This window comes from Clostridiaceae bacterium (assembly GCA_012840395.1).
Lineage (GTDB): Bacteria > Bacillota > Clostridia > Acetivibrionales > DULL01 > DULL01.
The window spans coordinates 1-20,103 of record DULL01000086.1; the positions used below are offsets into that span (position 1 = coordinate 1).

A 20,103-nucleotide genomic window follows, 5' to 3' on the forward strand; every position below is an offset into this window, starting at 1 on the left:
ATAGTTAAATTATACAGAAAGAAAAATTCTTATTCAATAAAAGATGAGCATTTATTTGTTTTTTTTACACTCCCTTGACACTCTAAAACAATTGCTATATTATGTTTGTAATATTATGTTTTTAAATGAAAACTAATCTAATATATGAAGGCAAAAGAAAATTATAAAAACGATGATTAAGAGGAGTAATCAGAAAATGGCCCAAAGAGAGGAAGGATCACCGGGTGCAAGTCCTTCCGGGTACAGGCTGATGAAGGTCGCTTATGAGTTCTGCAGTTGAACAGGCAAATCTGCCTTCAGTAGATTGCAGCGGCATGGACCGTTATTCCAAAAAGTAGCCCTGTTATCAGGGAATTGTGGTGGTACCGCGGAAGAATAGCCTTTCGTCCATTTTTTGGATGAGAGGTTTTTTTACTTCAAGTAAGTTATTTTAATCCTTGAGCGAAGCGAGTTTGATGTTAAACCCGTGCTTGTGTGGAATCACAAGTATTATTAATTTTACGTGAAATTAAGAAAAGATTAAAATTAAGTTTAAATTTATTAGGTAAATAATTCAGTAATGATTCAGGAGGAATTAGAAATGGAACAGGAAAAAATTCTTGCAAAAACTTATGACCCTGCTCAAGTAGAGGACAGGATTTACAATGAATGGACGAACAAAGGCTATTTTCATGCCAATATTGATGAAAATAAAAAACCTTTCACTATAGTGATACCTCCCCCAAATATCACAGGGCAGCTTCATATGGGGCATGCTCTTGATAATACACTTCAGGATATCCTAATAAGATGGAAAAGGATGCAGGGTTATTCAGCTCTTTGGCTTCCAGGTACAGACCATGCAAGTATAGCTACTGAGGCTAAGATTGTTGAAGCTATGGCAAAGGAAGGGCTTACCAAAGAGGATATTGGAAGAGAGAAATTTTTAGAGAGAGCCTGGGAGTGGAAAAGAGTTTATGGAGGAAGAATTGTTGAGCAGCTTAAAAAATTAGGTAGCTCCTGTGACTGGGACCGTGAAAGATTTACAATGGATGAAGGCTTATCCAGAGCCGTACTTGAGGTTTTTATAAGATTGTATAAAAAAGGCCTCATATACAGGGGAGAAAGAATAATTAACTGGTGTCCAAAATGTAATACCTCTATTTCTGATGCTGAAGTTGAATATGAAGAGAAGGAAGGGCACTTCTGGCATATTAAGTATCCCATTAAGGGCAGAGACGAGTATATAGTAATAGCTACCACCAGACCTGAGACAATGCTGGGAGATACCGCTGTTGCTGTACATCCTGAGGATGAGAGGTATAAGCATCTGGTTGGATGTTATGCTATACTTCCCCTTATGAACAGAGAGATACCTATTATAGCCGATGAATATGTAGAGAAGGATTTTGGAACAGGAGCTGTTAAAATTACTCCTGCTCATGATCCTAACGACTTTGAAATTGGATTGAGGCATAATCTTTCTCAGATAAAAGTAATCGGCGATGACGCAACTATGACAGAAAATGCAGGGCATTATGCCGGCATGGACAGATATGAAGCAAGGAAGCAAATAGTCGAAGATCTGAAGAACCTGGATCTGCTTCTGAAAATAGAAGATCACACTCATAATGTTGGAACCTGTTACAGATGCAGTACTGTTATAGAACCGCTGATATCAAAACAGTGGTTTGTCCGTATGGAGCCCCTGGCAAAACCTGCAATTGAAGCTGTAAAAAATGGTACCATAAAGTTTGTGCCTGAAAGATTTTCCAAAATATATTTCAACTGGATGGAAAATATACAAGACTGGTGTATTTCCAGACAGTTATGGTGGGGACACAGAATACCTGCTTACTATTGCCAGGAATGCGGGTTCACAATGGTTGAACACCAAAAACCGGAAAAATGCAGCAAATGCGGAAGTACTGATATAGAACAGGATCCCGATACTCTTGATACCTGGTTCAGTTCAGCTCTCTGGCCTTTTTCCACCCTTGGATGGCCTGATGAGACTGAAGATTTGAAATATTTTTACCCCACTGATGTATTGGTTACAGGATACGATATTATTTTCTTCTGGGTAGCCAGAATGATCTTCTCGGCTTTGGAGCACACAGGCAAGGAACCCTTTAAATATGTTTTTATCCATGGAATTGTGAGGGATGCTCTGGGCAGGAAGATGAGCAAATCCCTGGGGAACGGTATTGATCCTCTTGAAATAATAGAACAGTACGGTACAGATGCCCTGAGATTTACTCTTACAATAGGAATTTCTCCAGGTAATGATTTAAGATTCTCAACAGAAAAGGTTGAGTCCAGCAGGAATTTTGCCAATAAAATATGGAACGCTGCAAGATTTGTGTTGATGAATTTTGATGATGATTTAGATTTCAGCAAAGTTGATGTAAATAAGTTTACCATAGCAGATAAATGGATTCTAAGCAGGATGAATACAATTATTAAAGAAGTTACTGAGAACCTGGAAAAATTTGAAGTTGGAATTGCCCTGCAAAAGATATACGAGTTTATATGGGAAGAATTCTGCGACTGGTATATTGAACTGGCTAAGCCAATGATTTATGACAGGGAGAACCCAAGCAGGCTGGAGGCACAATATGTATTAAATCATGTTCTCAGCAACTCCATGAAGCTGCTGCATCCCTTCATGCCTTTTATAACAGAGGAAATTTATCAGCACTTAGTTGATATAGATGAGAGCATCATGATTTCTAAATGGCCTGAATACAGAGAAGAATACAATTTTGAAGATGACGTGGAAAAAATGGAATTGATTATGAGCGCTATAAAGAGTATAAGAAATATTCGGGCTGAAATGAATGTGCCGGTTTCAAGAAAAACCAAACTGATATTTGTCTCAGAGAGAGCAGAAATGGGCAATATTATTTCTGAGGGAGAGAAATACTTTATCAGGCTGGCGGGAGCATCAGAGGTAGTATTCCAGTCTGACAAGCATGGCATACCCTCTACAGCCGTAAGCGGAGTTATACCAGGAGCGCAGATTTATATTCCTTTAGAAGACCTTATAGACATTGATAAGGAAATAGAAAGGCTGGAAAAAGAAAAGGCAAATCTCGAAGGCGAACTAAAGAGAGTTGAAGGAAAGCTGAACAACAAGGGATTTATTTCAAAGGCTCCTGAAAAAGTTGTCCAGGAAGAAAGAGAAAAGCAGGCTAAATATCAGGATATGTATAATAAGGTTGTAGAACGACTGAACGCATTGAAGGGATAGAAGCATGGGGAAGCGAAGGGACGGTTCTTTTGCTTCCAATTTGTTGTATTATACTTTATTAGAGGTGATTATGTGTTTTTCGGGTTTGTCAGAGTGGGAGCTGCGGTTCCAACCCTAAAAGTGGCAAATTGTGAGTACAATAGCCAGGAAATCATTAATATCATAAAAAAGGCTGATGATGTGGGAGTTCAGATACTGGTTTTCCCTGAGCTTTCCGTAACAGGATGCTCCTGCGGTGATTTATTATACCAGAGGACCCTCATCAGAGAAGTTGAAAAGCAATTGTATAAGATTGCTGAGAGCACAGTTGGTTCTGATATTGTTATTATTGTTGGAGCACCTGTGCTTGCTGAAGGAAAGTTATTCAGCTGTGGTATTGTTATCAATAAGGGTAAGATATTAGGAGCAGTTCCTAAAACCCATGTCAGCAGCAAAGGACCTCAATCAGATGGAAGGTGGTTTTCATCCGGACTTGAGGCAGTTAACACAGAAGTTGATTTGTGTAATCAGAAAGTTCCTTTTGGAGTAGATTTGCTGTTTAGAGCCAGGATAAAATCCAATAAGTTTGCTAGTGACAGCGATATTATAGATAGTATAAATACTGTGGATAGAAATACTGAATATAATACGGATATATATAAAAGGAACAATGATGCGGATAAACATGCAGAAGATAATAATACAATTCTAAATGCAGATAACAGTACAGATAAAAATATAGAAAAATGCGCAGATAAATATGAGAATAAATGCCTGGATAAAGATGCAGTGGAGTATAGCAGCGTATGCTTTGGGGTCGAGATTTCACAAGATATGTGGAATCCTCTCCCTCCCAGCTCCTATCAAGCCTTATCCGGAGCGGTTATAGTATTTAACCTTGCAGCAGAGGCAGAACTGGCGGGAAGGCATAAACACAGAAAAGAGCTTATCAGGCAGCAATCAGACAGATGCAAAGCAGGATATGTATATGCGTCATCGGGCATTTATGAGTCTACAACTGATAAGGTTTTTGGAGGTTATTCATTAATAGTAGAGAACGGTAGGGAATTAAATGAATCCGAGAGATTTTCACTTGAAAGCCAGTTGATTTATTCAGAAATTGATGTTGAGAAATTAGAAAGTATCAGACTGAAGGATGCAAATTTCACTTTCAATAGTTTATCTGATAAATTAAATGACTATAGAATTATTGAGTTTATGATTGAAGGCAGGAAATATGACAGACTGAACAGGCCGGTTTCTCCCCATCCTTTTATTCCTTTTGCCCAGGAGGAAAGAGATGCCAGATGCAGTGAAATATTCTCTGTGCAAACTGCAGGATTGGTTAAGAGAATTATGCATACTGGACTTAAGCATGGGGTAATTGGAGTTTCGGGTGGACTGGATTCTACGCTGGCACTTCTAGTAACTGTCAAAGCCTTTAATGTGCTGGGATTACCTCCCCAGAACATCCTGGCGGTTACCATGCCGGGATTTGGTACAACCGATTCCACCCATGGCAATGCATTAGGTCTTATGAAAGCCTTGAACACCAGCATCAGGGAAATTGATATTAGAGATGCTTGTATTCAGCATTTTAAAGATATAGGCCATCCTGCTGATACACATGATGTTACCTACGAAAACGTCCAGGCAAGAGAAAGAACCCAAATACTTATGGATATAGCAAATAAAATAGGAGGACTGGTTATTGGCACAGGAGATTTGTCGGAACTTGCTCTTGGATGGTGTACATATAATGGGGATCATATGTCAATGTATGCCGTTAATTCAGGTGTTCCCAAGACCCTTATACCTCACATTATCAGATGGGCTGCTGGTAATATTGATGTTGAAGGAATCAATAAGGATATTGTAATGGAATTATTAAATAATATTATTGACACACCTATTACTCCAGAATTATTGCCTCCTGATTCCGGGGGAGAAATCAACCAGAAGACTGAGGATATTGTAGGTCCTTATGAATTACATGATTTTTTCATTTATCATATTTTGGGATACGGAGCATCCCCTGAGAAGATCCTGTTCCTGGCGGAGCAGGCCTTCAAAGGTAAATACTATTTATCAGATATTAAGAGATGGCTTAAATTATTTTTAAATAGGTTTTTCAGACAGCAGTTTAAGAGATCCTGTCTCCCTGATGGACCGGGAGTGGGCTCAATAAGCATGTCTCCCAGAGGGGAATGGATCATGCCCAGTGATGCTGATGTAACAATATGGCTAAAAGGCCTGGATTAACGATTAATTTTTTAATAATTTCATAAAAATGTAGATTTTGGACATTTTTTAATATATATTCTTGTAAATTTCCTTTCAAGAAATTAATAAATATGTTATAAATATTGATAAGTAACTTTATTTATCATGAGCTATAACTATATTGATAAATATAATAAATAATAAAAGAAAGGAAGTGTTTTTTGGTGAGAGTTTTGCTTTTATGAGCAACCTCTCATTAATAATAGTATATGAGTTTATATGACAATTGGATAAAACAAGCGTCAGAACATACAACACAAGAAGAATATAATAAGTTCTGGGCTCAATATTTTGAAAAGGAAACAAAAAATTATGAATATATCCTTGAAAATCATAATGAAGTAGTAAGTGGAACGCTTAAGGAATTAGCAGAAAAGTTTAATATGGATACAGTTACTATGGTGGGGTTTCTTGATGGCATAAATACCAGCCTTAAAGAGCCTCTTAATATTGAGGAGCTTACTGAAGACAGCCAGATAAAGCTGGAAGTTGATTTTGAAAAGCTTTATTTTAATATGCTTGAAGCAAAAGCCGATTGGCTATATAATCTCCAACAATGGGAGGGCGTACTGCCCCAGGAAAGAAGAACTGAAATTACAAAAGAGTATAGGCGGTCTAAGATGGCAGTAAGTAATAAAATTGGGAGAAATGACCCATGCCCCTGCGGAAGCGGAAAGAAATATAAGAAGTGCTGCGGTAAATAACCATTAATATGGCAAATATCCGTTACATAGCATAATAATTCATCTTTGAACACAAGTGAGGACATTAGGAATGTCAATTGTTGCGTTAGTTAGATGTGAAAGTTATGAATACAATGAGGTTAAAAAGGCTGTTGAAAAAGGACTTGATTTATTAGGCGGTGTATCCCGGTTTTCAAAGGAAGGAGATAAAATACTTCTAAAACCAAATCTGGTAGCTGCCGATCCGCCCGAAAGATGTTCAACAACAAACAATATAGTTTTTAAAGCAGTGGCGGAAGCATTTGTTAATACTGGTGCCATAGTGAAATATGGCGATTCTCCGGGAGTACATAGTCCTGAATATGCTGCAAGAAAAGCTAAAATTGAAGAAGCGGCCAATGAGGTTGGAATAGAAATTGCTGATTTTCATAATGGTCAAGAGGTCTTCTTTGAAGAAGGGATTCAGAATAAAAGATTTATTATAGCAAATGGCGTTGTGGAAAGTGACGGCTTAATTAGCATATCAAAATTTAAAGCCCATGGATTTGCAGGAATTACCGGCGCAGTAAAAAATCAGTTTGGTTGCATACCTGGGCCTCTGAAAGGTGAGTTTCATGCTAAAATAACCGATTCCACACTATTTGCCAAGATGCTTGTAGATATCAATAATTTGATTAAGCCCAGGCTGTATATTATGGATGCTGTTTATGCCATGGAAGGAAACGGACCAAGAAGCGGAAGACCAAGAAAATTGAACTTGCTGCTTTTTTCTGAAGATCCTGTTGCTATTGATTCTACCGCCTGTAGAATAATAAACCTGAATCCGGAATATGTCCCCACTATTGTTTATGGTAAGGAAGGAGGGCTAGGTACATACCTCCAGGAAGAAATCCAGTTAGTAGGAGATGATATAAACTCTTTTTACGCCCCTGATTTTGATGTAAAAAGAGAGCCGGTCAGACCATTTAAGCAAAGTGGAGCTATAAGGCTTCTCAAAAATGCTCTTGTGCCCAAGCCCCATATATTCAGTTCCAAATGTGTAAAATGTGGTGTTTGTGTTTCGGTTTGCCCTGTAAAACCAAAAGCTGTGAACTGGCATGATGGAATAAAGGACAAGCCTCCTACATATGTCTATAACAGGTGCATAAGATGCTTCTGTTGTCAGGAACTATGTCCTGAAGGAGCAATTGAGCTTAAAGTTCCGGCTTTAAGGAAAATTTTCAAAAGATATAAGTATTAAGTTTAAGTAAAAGCTAAATATTATAGAATTTATGTTAATAAAATATTGAATAATTGGATTAATTATTTACAAAAATTTGATAGTAAGGAGTTTTGAAACGATAATAGCTGGATCGTATTTTAACTGATTTTTTGATTAATGTAATTATTACATAAATTCTATTGTTCAAAGATTCATTGGTTCATTAGTTCAAAAATATCACTGGCAAGTTTAAGCCTGGAGATTAATTTCTAGAAATAAAGCATTATTGTGAAGCATTATTCTATTGTATGTTTATTATTATGGTATTATAATTAGATAAGGAGTAATTAATTTATTATAATTATTATAATTAGTACATATCAATAGCAAGTAGAAAAAGAAGTAGGAAAGATTATTACCAAAAGAAGTATACTAACCTGAAGAGCATACTAACTTTTAAGTATTTATTTATTCTTTGGGGGTCTTGTAAATGTTATATTTAGCGATTGCAATTGGAATCATCTTTTGTTCTTTTTGGGTAGCTCAAATCATTTTTGTCAGAAGGCATCTTAAGTGGACTGAAAAATTAATACCATCGGGAGATATTGATAAAGATGTAGGTGTAAGTATTATTCATCCAATAAAAGATTTAGATTATGAATTTGAAAAAAATCTTGAATCATGGATGAATCAGAATTATTGCGGTCCTGTGCAGCATATCTTCAGTTTTCAGGATCCAAAAGATCCTGCTATCAAAGTGGTGAAGAAATTTATTGAGCGTTATCCAGAAATTGATATGACTATTACAGTAAATCCGATCATACCCGGATTAAACGGAAAAAGTTCGAATATGGTTCACGGTATGAAACTGGCCAAGTATGACATTGTTCTTTTTGGAGACAGTGATGTTAGAGTTAAACCTGATTTTATTGTAAAAATGGTTAGGCCATTAAAAGATGAAAATGTTGGTATTACAACCTGTGGACAGGTTAATATTGGCGGAAGGGATTTTTGGACGAGGTTTTTTACTTTTATTCAGAACAGTGAAACTGATTTCATGTGGGCTTTTTTCACAAAGATTGGTATGGATGTTGGCGCAACAGGTGCGGCATTCGGAATGAGAAAGCAGCTATTAAAGGATATAGGTGGTTTGGAAGCTTTTGGAGGTTCTCTGCTGGAAGATTTGCATCTGGGAAATACACTCTACAGAATGGGTTATAAACTTGAATTAGGACCATTTATTGAGTGCCATGTGGATAAACTGGCTAAAGAAAAATCACTTAATTATGCGAAAAGAATAGCAGTAGGAATAAAAACTCATATAGCTTTTGAACTGCCTACATTTTTGCTAATATTGTTCTGGTATTGGGCATTACTTTTAGTTTCACTTATTATGAGAGATAAGAGCCTTTTAATCCTTTCATTAATATTTATAGCACTGCGAATTGTTCACGGACTTGCCATGAGGGTGGTAACTAAGAACAAGATTATGCCTGTGGATTTTATTATGGGCCCTGTATTTGATATTTTCGGAACCTGCGCTCTGTTATATGCCTTCAAGAATCCCTGTGTATTATGGAGGGGAATTGAGTATGAAGTAAGAAAAGGAGGCTATATTGAAGGTATTAACTTTGTGGAAGAGATTGCGCTGGAAGAACAGGTTGCAGAAGAAGATTATTAAATAATACACTTTTAAAATAGAATATTTGAAGATAGAAAGTAACCTATTGCTTAATTACCAGCGTAACTTTATTAAGAAAAAAATAGCGCTAACATAAAAGTTAATTTGCAACACTATAAGTTTTATGTATGTAAAAAAGTCTGTAAAATAAGCTTGCTGAAAAATAGAGACGAGACTGTGAGGGAAACTCTGTAAAGTAAGCCTCCTATGAAAAATAATGTTTCATAGGAGGCTTTCATAAATCGTTAGTGGCATATAGATGAATAAAAGACAATGAATATATATAGAATGTAATTTTATGTGTACACATAAAGGATACTTATAGGGTATATTTATGAATATAGAATTTATTAACGGAATATACGAGACATACTATCAGATTTTCATGGAATATATCCTGTATGTTTTATAATGTTTTGCTCCAATGCTTTCTATGTCTTTCCTCATATTTACATTAGTTTCACCTATAGTTGAGGCTTCCCCATACTTATATCCTTTTTTAATGCCATTAATAAAAATTTGATAGTATATTGCGTGAGACACACCTTTTTTTCTGAATTCAGGAACCACGAACATGGCAAAAACCCTGGCACAATTAATCTTCCTTTTATACCACAAATATTTTAAGGCCGAAATAGGAGTTATCCGCCCGTTGAGATGTATGAGGAGCTGATTATAATCAGGTAAAGCTAATCCAAAGCCTATGGCTTCGCCTTCTGACCTTGCTAAAATAATTAAATCGGGATCAGCATAAGGCAGAAGCTTTTTTACCATACCTTTAATTTCTTCAAGGGACGGAGGGACAAGATCCGGCCATTCAACCGGAATAGCAAGATCCAGGACATGCTTTATATCTAATACTTCTTTATCAATGTTTTTAATACTCAGTGACTCGACAGTAAAGTTATATTTCTTTTTGGCATACTCTATGATTTTATCAGGATTCTTTTTAAACAGGTCAGTTGGCTCCAAGAAATAGGCAAAAACATCATAATCCTTAGTAAACCCATATCTTTCAATGAAATCTTTGTAATAGGGAGGATTGTAGCTATTCATTATAACAGGAGGCTGATCAAAACAGTTAACAAGTAGTCCCTTGCTTTCATCATCATCAGTACCTGTAGGAGATACAGGACCTCTGGCAATCTGAATTTTATTTTCTTTGAACCATTTAATTGCGGTGTCAAAGAGACTTTTCGCAACATCGTAGTTATCAATACACTCAAATAAAGAAAAATGCCCCATCATAACACCTTTTTTACTATTAAGTTCATTATCTATACCTGCAAATATTCTTCCTACAGGTTTGCCATCCAGGAGAGCAAGATACATAACATGTTTTATTTTTTTCATTGACGGATTTTTTGAGTCATCAAGAGAATCTTTCAGATCCTTTATTAGAGGAGGCACCCAGCAATCATTTCCTTTATATATTTTCCATGGAAGGTATAAGAATTTCTTAAGATCAGATTTTGTGGATACTTGTATTACTTTAAGATCCATTTATAAAGCCCCCTTGGTGGATAGATTTTTATTATAAAATTAGTCCTGTTATGTTTGCCCAATAATCCAAGTTTACTGATAATTTAGATAAAAAAGATTACTATGAATCTTTTTATACATAAAATTATACCATAAAAACCTAAGTATCTACCATAATAGTAGATGTACTGGTTTAATTATTTTCCTTACGATTGTTAAATATCTTTGATATGTTTTTTATATCTGTCTAAAGGAATACTTTGAAAAAACCTTAGAAAACCAAAGAACAGATTAGAAAAATATGTACAAATTGGAAATATAATTATATAATAAAAATATTATTGATAAAAAAAGGTGAATAAATACCAGATATTATGTGTAAGTACAACTCTCTACAGAATTATTCATCATGTACCAAATTGCATGGTTTCGTTAACACAAAATCCGTAGCAGATAAAAAAGAATATTAAAATGGGAGGAATTATATGGGTATTCTTGATAAACTTTTTAAGAAAAAGGTTTCTGAAGAAGAACTAAATGAGTTCTTTCAAAAAAAAAGGTCATGGAAAGTATATTAGGAAAACAATATCACATGGTAAGCCATGCTATTATTCCTTTCAATGTTGGTGGCACAGTAGATATATACATATATCCTCATGCAATTGAAGGTACAGCGTTTGCAACTATGGAATTAATTGAATATAAAAATGTGGATTTTGATGCTAGCAATATATTGAAATTTTAGTGAAAAAATGAAATACAAGGTGTGAGTTTCATGAAAGGATTTAAAGTACCAGAAAAAAAGATTAATTTGGAAATAAAAAAAAGGTTAATAAATGCTACACCAATAATTTTAATCACAATGATAGCAGGATTTTATATCGGATTATCTAGGATTGGTTCTAGTGGTAATCTATATATAGTAATTCCTATAGCAATCTTGATCAGCTCTTTTGCAATTTTTATTGGTATTCGCCGTGGTTATAGGATTAATTATGAATCATTTACTCCATTTAAAATTGTGTTAATGGATGATTATATAAGCAGATATCAAAAAAACATTCCTGAAATAAAAATTACAAAATCAGAAGTAGTATCAATAACCGAGGATATAAAGAATGGAATAACAATAAAAACCAAAACCCCCAGCAAGTATATTTATATCCCAAATATTATTGAGAGATATGACGAATTGAAGGAATCATTATCTCAATGGATGGAAATCAAAAGTGTTGAGAAGAATAAAAATCAATTCCTTCAGATTATTGCAGTTCCTGGCATTATAATCGGATTCGGGCTAGTTATGCTAAGTGATTCTTCATATATAGTAATTCCAGTTGGGATTTCACTATTGTTGATATTTGTATGGAGTACATATTATATCCAGGCAAGTCCCCATGTAGATACCAGGATTAAGAAGAATATCTTTGTAAGCTTATTCCCGGCTTTAATTATTTTATATAAAATATTATCTTTCATATTCTAAGTTTCAATATTTTACCTGAACTAGACGAGGTGGTTCATATAGGATGTTATTTTTCACATAACAATGCACCTGCGAAAACGGTGTGAAAGGTCTGCGTACAAAGGTTAAGTACTTGAAGACCAAGTCCGGGCAGCACACCACACTGCTAAAGCTAATCGAGTAGGTGACTGTAAAAACTAAACCTGAACGCCACAGAGGCTTTTCAGTTAACTAAAAATAATACCCGTTATCCATGATTTGCACGGCATCGAACGACATTCGACAAAGCACTCAAGTTAATACAGACCGGAGGAGGTACATAACAAATGAATGTAAAAATACGTAAATGGGAATTAGATGATGCCCAGGATCTTGTTATTGCTATAAATAATAAAAAGGTGCAGGATAATTTGAGGGATGGTATACCATTCCCATATACACTTTCTGATGCACAGATGTTTATATCTTCTATATTGAGCGCTGAGAAAGACAGCCAATATGTCTGGGCTATAACTGTTGATAATAAAGCTATCGGCTGTATAGGTGTATATCGTAAAGATAATATACATAAATATACTGCTGAAATGGGGTATTATATTGCAGAACCATGGTGGGGTCGGGGAATCGCTACAGCCGCAGTAAAAGAAGCCTGCGATTATATATTTGGAAATACAGATATTATACGTATTTTTGCTACACCTTTTGCAAATAATATTGCATCATGTAGAGTTTTAGAAAAAGCAGGATTTGTTCTGGAAGGGACATTAAGAAAAAATGCGGTTAAAAATGGCGAAGTACTTGACATGAAAATGTATGCACAAATAAAGGAATAAAGTTTTTTTGGGAGGTGTTGTTTGAAGGAGTTAATTATTAACGCGTCAGAGTCAGGATAAAGCTTTCAGTCTAAAAATGATAGAATTATTATTTTAAGGGGGTCAGTATATGAATAGTGAGGTAAATCAAAATATAATAAGCCTGGAGGTTAATTTAACGTTAAGAGATTATAAAAAATATATTTTTGGAACATCTTTCAGTAGCGTGTTGTCTAAAATGATAATTCTTGCAGTTATAGTATTGTTATATCTCATTTCCTTCTCAGTTCAGATATTGAGAAAAGGTGGAACAATTCCATTTACGGTTTTTATTTTATGTTTAGGATTTAGCTTACAACCTTTAATAATTATTTTTTCCGCTAATATGCTGGCCAAGAGGATATACTCAGCCAATAGTGAATTAAGTAAAACTCAGTCATATAATATAACTGATTATGGAATAACACTCAATACCACTAACAGTTATAAAAATGTAAAATGGGAGGAAGTTTTCAAAGTAATAGAATTGAGTGAATATTTTTTGGTCTTTACTTCTCCAACTGCTGAAGGAGCATTTGTTTTGCCGAAGAGATCCTTTATAAATGAAAATCAGATTACACTATTTAAGCAAATAATTACCCAGAACTTAGAGAAAAAAAAACTAAAATTAAAAAGCTGAATTAAAAAACTGCCGTTCTTGGCAGCTACTTCGATGGGTTCAATTTGAAATGACGGGTTTTTACAATGTGTATAGGTTGCCGGCCATTATTATTAATGGTAGAATGTGGTTATATAATACTAGCCCAATATCCGCTCACAGAGTTAAGATTTCACAATTGTAATCACCAATATTCGGAGAGGAAAAGGGCTAATAGATGCGGGAAAACCCTAATAGGACATGTTTATCTTTTATTCATGTGAGAAACCAAGTTTGAAGGTAGAATTAAATGCTGTGACAGTCAATAAAAATATCCTGGGAAAGTTTTGAGGTGGAGAATTTGGAAGTTTCACTATAAGTAATTAATTGTAGAAGCTAACATTTTGATTATTTTCAGGGCATATGGCCGAAGATAAAGCTTCAGGCCGTTATGCATGAATTTTATAGGTGAAGAAGCTATGATTACTATAGAAACAGTAGACATATCTCAGCTAGTGGAATGGTTAAATGAAAAAGATGATAAATTGAGATATAATTCATTGCTTTTGTTGGAACACCTTTCAGAGGAATATGATGATGTATATCCTTTTTGGGATATTTTTTGTGAGAAATTAAGAAGTACCAATTCCTATCAAAGAAGTATCGGGGTAAGGCTTATCGCGGCTAATGTTAAATGGGACAGGGAAAACAAAATTGACATTATTATTGATGATTACTTAAGAATCTTAAATGATGAAAAGCCGATTATGGTACGCCAATGTATAAAGTCATTAGGTAAAATAGTTACTTACAGGACAAATTTACATAATAAAGTTGCAAATGGACTTATATTTATTGATATTATGAGTATTAAACCAACAATGAGGAAGCTGATATTAACTGATATTTTAAATATTCTTTTGTTAATAAAAAAATTTTGTTCCTCAGAAGAAATTGATAAATACATTACTAATGCACTTACAGGTGGTTTACTTGATAAGAAAACCATAAAACAATTAGAATTGATGTTGTAGGCCGTACCGCGACAGAAACAATTTTAATTTTGTGTAGGAGTGCAGTATGCAGGATATGATATTTAAGACAAAGGATTTTATTTTTTCTTATCGAGTAGCAGGAATATTAATATACAATGATAAAATATTGCTGCAAAAACCAGTGAATGATAATGGATACTCTTTGCCTTGAGGTCATGTTGCTTTTGGTGAAACATCATATGAAACACTAGTCAGAGAGTTCAAGAAGAAATTGGTGCTGACATAAAGATTGATAGACTTGTAATGATAGGGGAGAATTATTTTCCTTGGGGAAATAAACCTTGCCAGCAAATTGGTTTGTATTATTTAGTATCACTATGCAATGAAACTCAGATACCTCTTGATGGTATATTAAAAGCATATGATGAAATAGGTAATGAACGGATTGATTTAGATTTTTGCTGGATTCCTCTATCCCAAGTTAATGATATTAAACTTTACCCGTTGGAAATAAAAGAAGATATACTATCGCCACCTAAAAATATAAAACATTTTGTAACCTATCGGTATAAACAAGTGAGGTATATAGTCAAACAACAGATAATTTGATGGTAATAGTTTGAAAGGAAGAATTAATATGGCTACTTGGATGTCACATTTCAGGATTGCAGAGTACTTTTTGGATAAACTTGAGAACATATCAGAAATAGAGTTTATTGTTGGAAATATTGGACCTGATTGTGGAGAACCTAATTCTGATTGGAGCGAATTTACACCACCAAGAGAAATAACACACTGGAGAAATGAACGATCAGAATTCGGTGTTGATTTAGATGGATTTTATAATCAATATCTTGCTGAGCCCAATAGATATTTTTCTTTCTATCTAGGTTACTATATTCATTTACTGGCAGATATTGAATGGGAAAAGCAGATCTCTTGTCCTAAGATAAATAAATTTAAATCAGAGTTTGAAAAAAATAAACACTTTATTTGGGACATGAAAAAAGATTGGTATGATTTAGACCATTTATTTTTAAAGGAACATCCTACGTTTAAAGTTTTTTTGGTATTTTCAATGATTGATGAGTTTCCTAATAAATATTTAGACTATTATTCAGATACTGCAATAATTCGGCAAATTAAGTTTATAACAAATTTCTATAAAAACTATAGTGGGGATTTGAACCGTGAATTTATATATTTAACCAAAGAAGAGATGGATAAATACCATAAATAAAGCATGTATGGTAATTCATAATAAGCTAGTTGATAAAGGATTAATGAAGGAACTGCCATCTATGGCTGACTATGAATAACAGCCCTATCAGGCATAGATGGAGGTAATACCGGATTATGTCCAAATACTTGTATTTTCCCATCCTAAAACAGCACCTTTATATATTGTAAAAATGCTCAATGGAATCAGTGGAAGATGGCTGATGATGAAATGTTCTGAATTAAAGCAGGGGTTATGGAAGGACAACTTGTGAAATTCATCCTTTAGATCCTTTTAGATAGAGACAAGTGGGAAATATGGCTTAATGTATAAATATGATAAAAAACTAAATTTTGATACTGCTTGGTCATCAGTATTTGATTACATTAAATAATAAGGTATATAGAGCTGAGGGAAATCCTCTCAGAACATAATATATAGAGTATAAAATATATCAGATAAAATGGAAACCAGTTGCAGAGAAAATTTGAGCATCTTCAATGACGCAATAGTTCGAGAGGTTCTTGATGAATATTTTTTATCAAAAATTTAGGGCTCAATTAAGTATATAATGAGGAGAGATTATCAAAGGACTATTTTTGAATACTTGTGTCCAAATTGCTAAAGTAAAGCTCGAACCCCTAGGGGTTACGGTTATTGAAATTGAAAATGGTGAGGAACTTCCATTTAATAATAAACTACCTTTTGAAAATGACTACTTTGAAAGGCACCAATGCCTAAAGCATGTGTTATTACTTTTTTATTGACTGTTCAGGAAAAAGAATCTATTTGTGAAGAAGGAGAAGAATATGAAAAAAACCCAAGTTTATATTGAAAAATTACATAACTTAAAGGAATGGGACGAATATTTAATGCAAGAATCAGGTTTGCCAGGTCCAAGAGCTAATTTAGAATTAATTCAAGCAGTTGCAGAGGTTGGAAATGAGAGTAGATTTCTACATTTTCTCAGCTATACACCCGATATAGCCCCAGTTAATACCCAACAAGAATTTTTAGCCTGCTGTGGAACTGCAGGATTGGGAAAACTTGTGAAAAACGGAAAATCACAATATTTTAAAAATCTGCGGATACTGTCCTCTGATCCCCGTTGGCGGATACGTGAATGTGTAGCAATGGCACTTCAAATTTTTGGCGAAGAACATATGGAAGAACTTATAACAGAAATGGAAATGTGGGCAAAAGGTAATTGCTATGAAAAAAGAGCTGCAGCGGCTGCACTTTGCGAACCAAAGCTATTGAAAAAGAAAGAACAGTTATCAAAAGTTTTAGAAATACTTGATTATATTACATACTCATTAAAGGATATTATAGACAGAAAAGATGAAGGATTTATTGCGTTAAAAAAGGGATTGGCATATTGTTGGAGTGTTGCCATTGTTGCTTTTCCTGAAGAGGGTAAGCAACGATTTGAAAAATGGGTGATTTCTGATGATAAGGATATTATCTGGATAGTAAAAGAGAATCTCAAAAAAGATAGACTAAAAAGAATGGACAAGGAATGGACAGAAATGCTGAAAAAAGAATTAGTGGACAGATTTGATGAAAATCGAACAGACTAAGTGGTGCAAAAGACAAAAAATTATGATAAATAATATAAATAAGAAATCAAGAAGTTATTTAGTATTTGATATTTTCAGGAGGAAACATGTTAAAACAATCAATTCTTAACTCTTTATGCCTGACAGGTGTATCTTCAACAATTTCTCATATCTTTGGAATTGATGAACCAATATATGCATCAAATTCTTTAAAAGAAATAACGCAATTGACTGACAAATATTTTAACGGTGAAAAAGCTGACAGGGTACTGATATATAATCCGGATGCTATCGCGTTATGGCTATTTCAGAAGTATACAGAATTTTTTGGTGAAATTTTTAAACATACACAAATTGGTTTACCGGTTATTTCAGTAATGCCATCTGTAACACCTGTATGTTTTGCATCAATGTATACAGGAGCAATGCCGGAGATTCATGGCATTAAAGCATATGAAAAACCGGTATTAAGGACAGACACTCTGTTTGATGCGCTAATACGTTCCGGGAAAAGGCTTGCAATTATTTCTACTGCTAATGACAGTATTTCAATGATTTTCCTGGAACGTGAGATGGACTATTATATCTATGATACAACTGAAGAATGCCTTCAAAAGGCATTAGAATTAATAGAACAAGATAAACATGAACTAATAGTTTTATATGATCGCCGTTATGATGCTACCATGCACCGTTTTTCACCAGAGAGTGAAGAATCACTGAAAGTTCTTAAACAAGTCATTAACTCATTTGCCACAATAGCAAAAGCAACTGAAAAAATATGGGCAAAGCATAATACAGTGATTGGCTTTTTAACTGATCATGGATGCCATGAAATTGACGGAAAACTAGGAAGCCATGGATTGGATATGCCTGAAGATATGAATGTTATACACTTTTATGGGTTTCAGCCAAAAAGGTAAAAGAAATCGATAATAGTTGGGAAATGTCTTTATCTAAACCGCAACATGCTGTAGTAGACAGGATATTTGCAAGAATTAAGCAAAAAAATAATTTGATTACAGTCTAAAGGAGTCTAGTAGAAAAAATTGATTAGGATTAGATATGAAACAGAAGCAGATTATAGAAAAGTGGAAGAAATCACCAGGAAAGCCTTTTGGAATTTGTATGTTCCCGGGTGCGATGAACATTACTTGGTTCATATTATGCGGGCCCACAAGGATTTTCTGCCGGAGCTGGATTTTGTGATTGAAGTTGATGGTCAAATAATAGGGAATATAATGTATACAAAAGCAAAACTTGTTGATGAATCCGGTAATAAAAAGGACATCATTTCGTTTGGCCCGGTTTGCATTTTACCTGAGTACCAGCGAAAGGGATATGGAAAAAAGCTGATAGAACATTCCTTTGAACAGGCGGTTGCACTTGGTTATGATGTAATTGTGATATTTGGAAATCCGGGTAACTATGTAAGTCTTGGATTCAAAAGCTGTAAAAAGTACAATGTATGTCTTGCGAATGGAACCTATCCTACAGCGATGATGGTAAAGGAACTAACACCCGGTGTTTTGGGCGGAAGGAAATGGATTTATTATCAAAGCCCGGTATATGAGATAGATCAAGAGGAAGCAAGGCGCTTTGATGAGGGTTTTGAACCTTTGGTGAAAAAATACCAGAGAAATTAATGAATCTTTTTATGAATTTGCTCCGATCTTAAAGAAACATTACCATTTAGCACTGTTATCAAACGACTTAAGCGAATGGAGCAGATATTTGCGTGACAAATTTGAGCTTAATAATTATTTTGATGTAATTACTGTGAGCGGTGACGTAAAAATAAAAAAACCTGATGTAAAAATATTTATGCTTACAGTTGATAAACTGGGACACCAAGCGGGTGATTGCATATTGGTAGATGACAGAAGGTCAAATTTGGATGTTGCACAATCGCTTGGTATGGACACCATACTATTTAATAGCAGAAATGTTCAATATGAAGGAAAAACCGCTGTTAGCTTTCTTGAACTTGTAAATATTCTGATACAACAGTAGTAATTATATGATTATATGACTTAAATCAGAGACCAAATGGGCACACGCATATGATAAGTTCGGAGCAATAACAGATATTGATAAAAAAGAGGAGGCAGCGATTATTCCAGTGCCATGCTTAAGGTATATAACGAAAACCTTCTGAAAGCAGGTATTAATGTTAAAATAAAGCAGGCTGATGAAAATGCCTGGTGTGAAAAGTTTGATGCTGTATCATGTATGACTCAGTCTGTTGCTCATTTTCATACGGAAGAAGACTTGTTAACTGCTTTTAAATCTATGTATGAGAGACTGAATGAGGGTGGAGTTTTAATTATGACACAGGGCACTACTCATTTGACTCTGCAGGATAAATTTCGTTTTGACCTTGTTGTTAACAACAAAGACTTTTCAAGAATTTTTGAATGATTTCATTTCAATAGAGAGCCTGTCTCTGTGATACAAGAGAATTTACCAAAATAGTCTAAAAAAACATTTTCCCGCGGTTTGTTTTTGGTGAAATTGTATAGCAGAATTTCAAACAAAATGATGGATTTGTCTAATTGTGACGAAATTAGTCCTATGCTATACTTCTAATTGAAATACGATATTTTTAACTTTGAATGACTTGTCTTACTGAGTATCTACTATTATTTAAGATTTTGTTGTATACCCAAAATGATTTTACATTCACTTACTGCGTGTCAATTTTTGTTAATAATTGTGTAAGTTATTTACACTTTCAAATCAATAATTAAAGGAGCATTCCTGTAATGAAACAAACTGAACTTTGAAAATAGAAGTACCTCCTGTTAGAATACAGGGTGTAAGATCTGCAGGGCTTACCCCTAATGAATAAGACTAACAACGGAGGTACGTAATA

At 34.5% G+C, this 20,103-nt stretch carries 17 protein-coding genes, 2 pseudogenes and 1 other annotated feature; of the genes and pseudogenes, 18 read left to right on the top strand and 1 reads right to left on the bottom strand.

Annotated elements, in window-relative coordinates; genetic code table 11:
* Nucleotides 1–163: 163 nt before the first annotated feature.
* Nucleotides 164–394: a binding site (T-box leader), on the top strand.
* A 186-nt stretch (nucleotides 395–580) separates the two neighbouring features.
* From GXX20_09875 to GXX20_09895, 5 genes are all read left to right on the top strand, one after another.
* Nucleotides 581–3,232: a valine--tRNA ligase gene (locus GXX20_09875; GenBank protein HHW31962.1), complete on the top strand. Its 2,652-nt coding sequence runs from the start codon at nucleotides 581–583 to the stop codon at nucleotides 3,230–3,232.
* A gap of 72 nt (nucleotides 3,233–3,304) precedes the next feature.
* On the top strand, nucleotides 3,305–5,473 hold the full coding sequence (locus GXX20_09880) for an NAD(+) synthase (protein HHW31963.1): 2,169 nt from the start codon (nucleotides 3,305–3,307) through the stop codon (nucleotides 5,471–5,473).
* Between the two features lie 230 nt (nucleotides 5,474–5,703).
* On the top strand, nucleotides 5,704–6,198 hold the full coding sequence (locus GXX20_09885; GenBank protein HHW31964.1) for an SEC-C domain-containing protein: 495 nt from the start codon (nucleotides 5,704–5,706) through the stop codon (nucleotides 6,196–6,198).
* 70 nt (nucleotides 6,199–6,268) lie between these two features.
* Nucleotides 6,269–7,417 carry a DUF362 domain-containing protein gene (locus tag GXX20_09890; GenBank protein HHW31965.1) on the top strand — a complete coding sequence of 383 codons (1,149 nt, stop codon included), beginning with the start codon at nucleotides 6,269–6,271 and terminating at the stop codon, nucleotides 7,415–7,417.
* Nucleotides 7,418–7,868: 451 nt separating this feature from the next.
* On the top strand, nucleotides 7,869–9,059 hold the full coding sequence (locus GXX20_09895) for a glycosyltransferase (protein ID HHW31966.1): 1,191 nt from the start codon (nucleotides 7,869–7,871) through the stop codon (nucleotides 9,057–9,059).
* A gap of 375 nt (nucleotides 9,060–9,434) precedes the next feature.
* Here GXX20_09895 and GXX20_09900 read toward each other — a convergent pair whose 3' ends face one another.
* Nucleotides 9,435–10,562 (bottom strand): hypothetical protein, encoded by a 1,128-nt coding sequence (locus tag GXX20_09900; protein HHW31967.1) that lies wholly within the window; start codon nucleotides 10,560–10,562, stop codon nucleotides 9,435–9,437.
* A gap of 541 nt (nucleotides 10,563–11,103) precedes the next feature.
* Here GXX20_09900 and GXX20_09905 point away from each other — a divergent pair.
* From GXX20_09905 to GXX20_09965, 13 genes and pseudogenes are all read left to right on the top strand, one after another.
* Nucleotides 11,104–11,286, top strand: coding sequence for a hypothetical protein (locus GXX20_09905; GenBank protein ID HHW31968.1), 183 nt, complete (start codon nucleotides 11,104–11,106; stop codon nucleotides 11,284–11,286).
* Between the two features lie 30 nt (nucleotides 11,287–11,316).
* A complete protein-coding gene (locus tag GXX20_09910) occupies nucleotides 11,317–12,027 on the top strand; it encodes a hypothetical protein (GenBank protein HHW31969.1) in 711 nt (236 codons plus the stop codon).
* Nucleotides 12,028–12,332: 305 nt separating this feature from the next.
* Complete coding sequence (locus tag GXX20_09915) at nucleotides 12,333–12,839, top strand: GNAT family N-acetyltransferase (protein HHW31970.1); 507 nt, start codon at nucleotides 12,333–12,335, stop codon at nucleotides 12,837–12,839.
* 109 nt (nucleotides 12,840–12,948) lie between these two features.
* Complete coding sequence (locus GXX20_09920; protein ID HHW31971.1) at nucleotides 12,949–13,497, top strand: YcxB family protein; 549 nt, start codon at nucleotides 12,949–12,951, stop codon at nucleotides 13,495–13,497.
* 413 nt (nucleotides 13,498–13,910) lie between these two features.
* Nucleotides 13,911–14,489, top strand: coding sequence for a hypothetical protein (locus GXX20_09925; protein ID HHW31972.1), 579 nt, complete (start codon nucleotides 13,911–13,913; stop codon nucleotides 14,487–14,489).
* 46 nt (nucleotides 14,490–14,535) lie between these two features.
* A pseudogene (locus tag GXX20_09930) lies at nucleotides 14,536–15,059 on the top strand (NUDIX hydrolase).
* A 28-nt stretch (nucleotides 15,060–15,087) separates the two neighbouring features.
* Nucleotides 15,088–15,690 carry a zinc dependent phospholipase C family protein gene (locus GXX20_09935; GenBank protein HHW31973.1) on the top strand — a complete coding sequence of 201 codons (603 nt, stop codon included), beginning with the start codon at nucleotides 15,088–15,090 and terminating at the stop codon, nucleotides 15,688–15,690.
* A gap of 97 nt (nucleotides 15,691–15,787) precedes the next feature.
* Nucleotides 15,788–15,943 carry a hypothetical protein gene (locus tag GXX20_09940; protein HHW31974.1) on the top strand — a complete coding sequence of 52 codons (156 nt, stop codon included), beginning with the start codon at nucleotides 15,788–15,790 and terminating at the stop codon, nucleotides 15,941–15,943.
* A gap of 535 nt (nucleotides 15,944–16,478) precedes the next feature.
* Complete coding sequence (locus tag GXX20_09945) at nucleotides 16,479–17,249, top strand: hypothetical protein (GenBank protein HHW31975.1); 771 nt, start codon at nucleotides 16,479–16,481, stop codon at nucleotides 17,247–17,249.
* 86 nt (nucleotides 17,250–17,335) lie between these two features.
* On the top strand, nucleotides 17,336–18,151 hold the full coding sequence (locus GXX20_09950) for a hypothetical protein (GenBank protein ID HHW31976.1): 816 nt from the start codon (nucleotides 17,336–17,338) through the stop codon (nucleotides 18,149–18,151).
* Between the two features lie 126 nt (nucleotides 18,152–18,277).
* The gene (locus GXX20_09955) at nucleotides 18,278–18,874 is read left to right on the top strand and encodes an N-acetyltransferase (GenBank protein HHW31977.1); all 597 of its coding nucleotides are present in this window, start codon (nucleotides 18,278–18,280) and stop codon (nucleotides 18,872–18,874) included.
* Nucleotides 18,858–19,241 (top strand): annotated as a pseudogene (locus tag GXX20_09960) (HAD-IA family hydrolase). Before GXX20_09955 ends, GXX20_09960 begins: the two are co-directional and overlap by 17 nt.
* Nucleotides 19,242–19,355: 114 nt before the next feature.
* The gene (locus tag GXX20_09965) at nucleotides 19,356–19,649 is read left to right on the top strand and encodes a class I SAM-dependent methyltransferase (protein HHW31978.1); all 294 of its coding nucleotides are present in this window, start codon (nucleotides 19,356–19,358) and stop codon (nucleotides 19,647–19,649) included.
* Nucleotides 19,650–20,103 lie beyond the last annotated feature (454 nt).

Coding starts and splice junctions, on each gene's coding strand:
- GXX20_09900 (HHW31967.1), bottom strand. CDS start 10,562: ATGGATCTTAAAGTAATACAAGTATCCACAAAATCTGATCTTAAGAAA.
- GXX20_09905 (HHW31968.1), top strand. CDS start 11,104: ATGGAAAGTATATTAGGAAAACAATATCACATGGTAAGCCATGCTATT.
- GXX20_09910 (HHW31969.1), top strand. CDS start 11,317: ATGAAAGGATTTAAAGTACCAGAAAAAAAGATTAATTTGGAAATAAAA.
- GXX20_09890 (HHW31965.1), top strand. CDS start 6,269: ATGTCAATTGTTGCGTTAGTTAGATGTGAAAGTTATGAATACAATGAG.
- GXX20_09950 (HHW31976.1), top strand. CDS start 17,336: ATGTTAAAACAATCAATTCTTAACTCTTTATGCCTGACAGGTGTATCT.
- GXX20_09940 (HHW31974.1), top strand. CDS start 15,788: ATGGAGGTAATACCGGATTATGTCCAAATACTTGTATTTTCCCATCCT.
- GXX20_09935 (HHW31973.1), top strand. CDS start 15,088: ATGGCTACTTGGATGTCACATTTCAGGATTGCAGAGTACTTTTTGGAT.
- GXX20_09945 (HHW31975.1), top strand. CDS start 16,479: ATGAAAAAAACCCAAGTTTATATTGAAAAATTACATAACTTAAAGGAA.
- GXX20_09885 (HHW31964.1), top strand. CDS start 5,704: ATGAGTTTATATGACAATTGGATAAAACAAGCGTCAGAACATACAACA.
- GXX20_09895 (HHW31966.1), top strand. CDS start 7,869: ATGTTATATTTAGCGATTGCAATTGGAATCATCTTTTGTTCTTTTTGG.
- GXX20_09965 (HHW31978.1), top strand. CDS start 19,356: ATGCTTAAGGTATATAACGAAAACCTTCTGAAAGCAGGTATTAATGTT.
- GXX20_09915 (HHW31970.1), top strand. CDS start 12,333: ATGAATGTAAAAATACGTAAATGGGAATTAGATGATGCCCAGGATCTT.
- GXX20_09920 (HHW31971.1), top strand. CDS start 12,949: ATGAATAGTGAGGTAAATCAAAATATAATAAGCCTGGAGGTTAATTTA.
- GXX20_09875 (HHW31962.1), top strand. CDS start 581: ATGGAACAGGAAAAAATTCTTGCAAAAACTTATGACCCTGCTCAAGTA.
- GXX20_09925 (HHW31972.1), top strand. CDS start 13,911: ATGAATTTTATAGGTGAAGAAGCTATGATTACTATAGAAACAGTAGAC.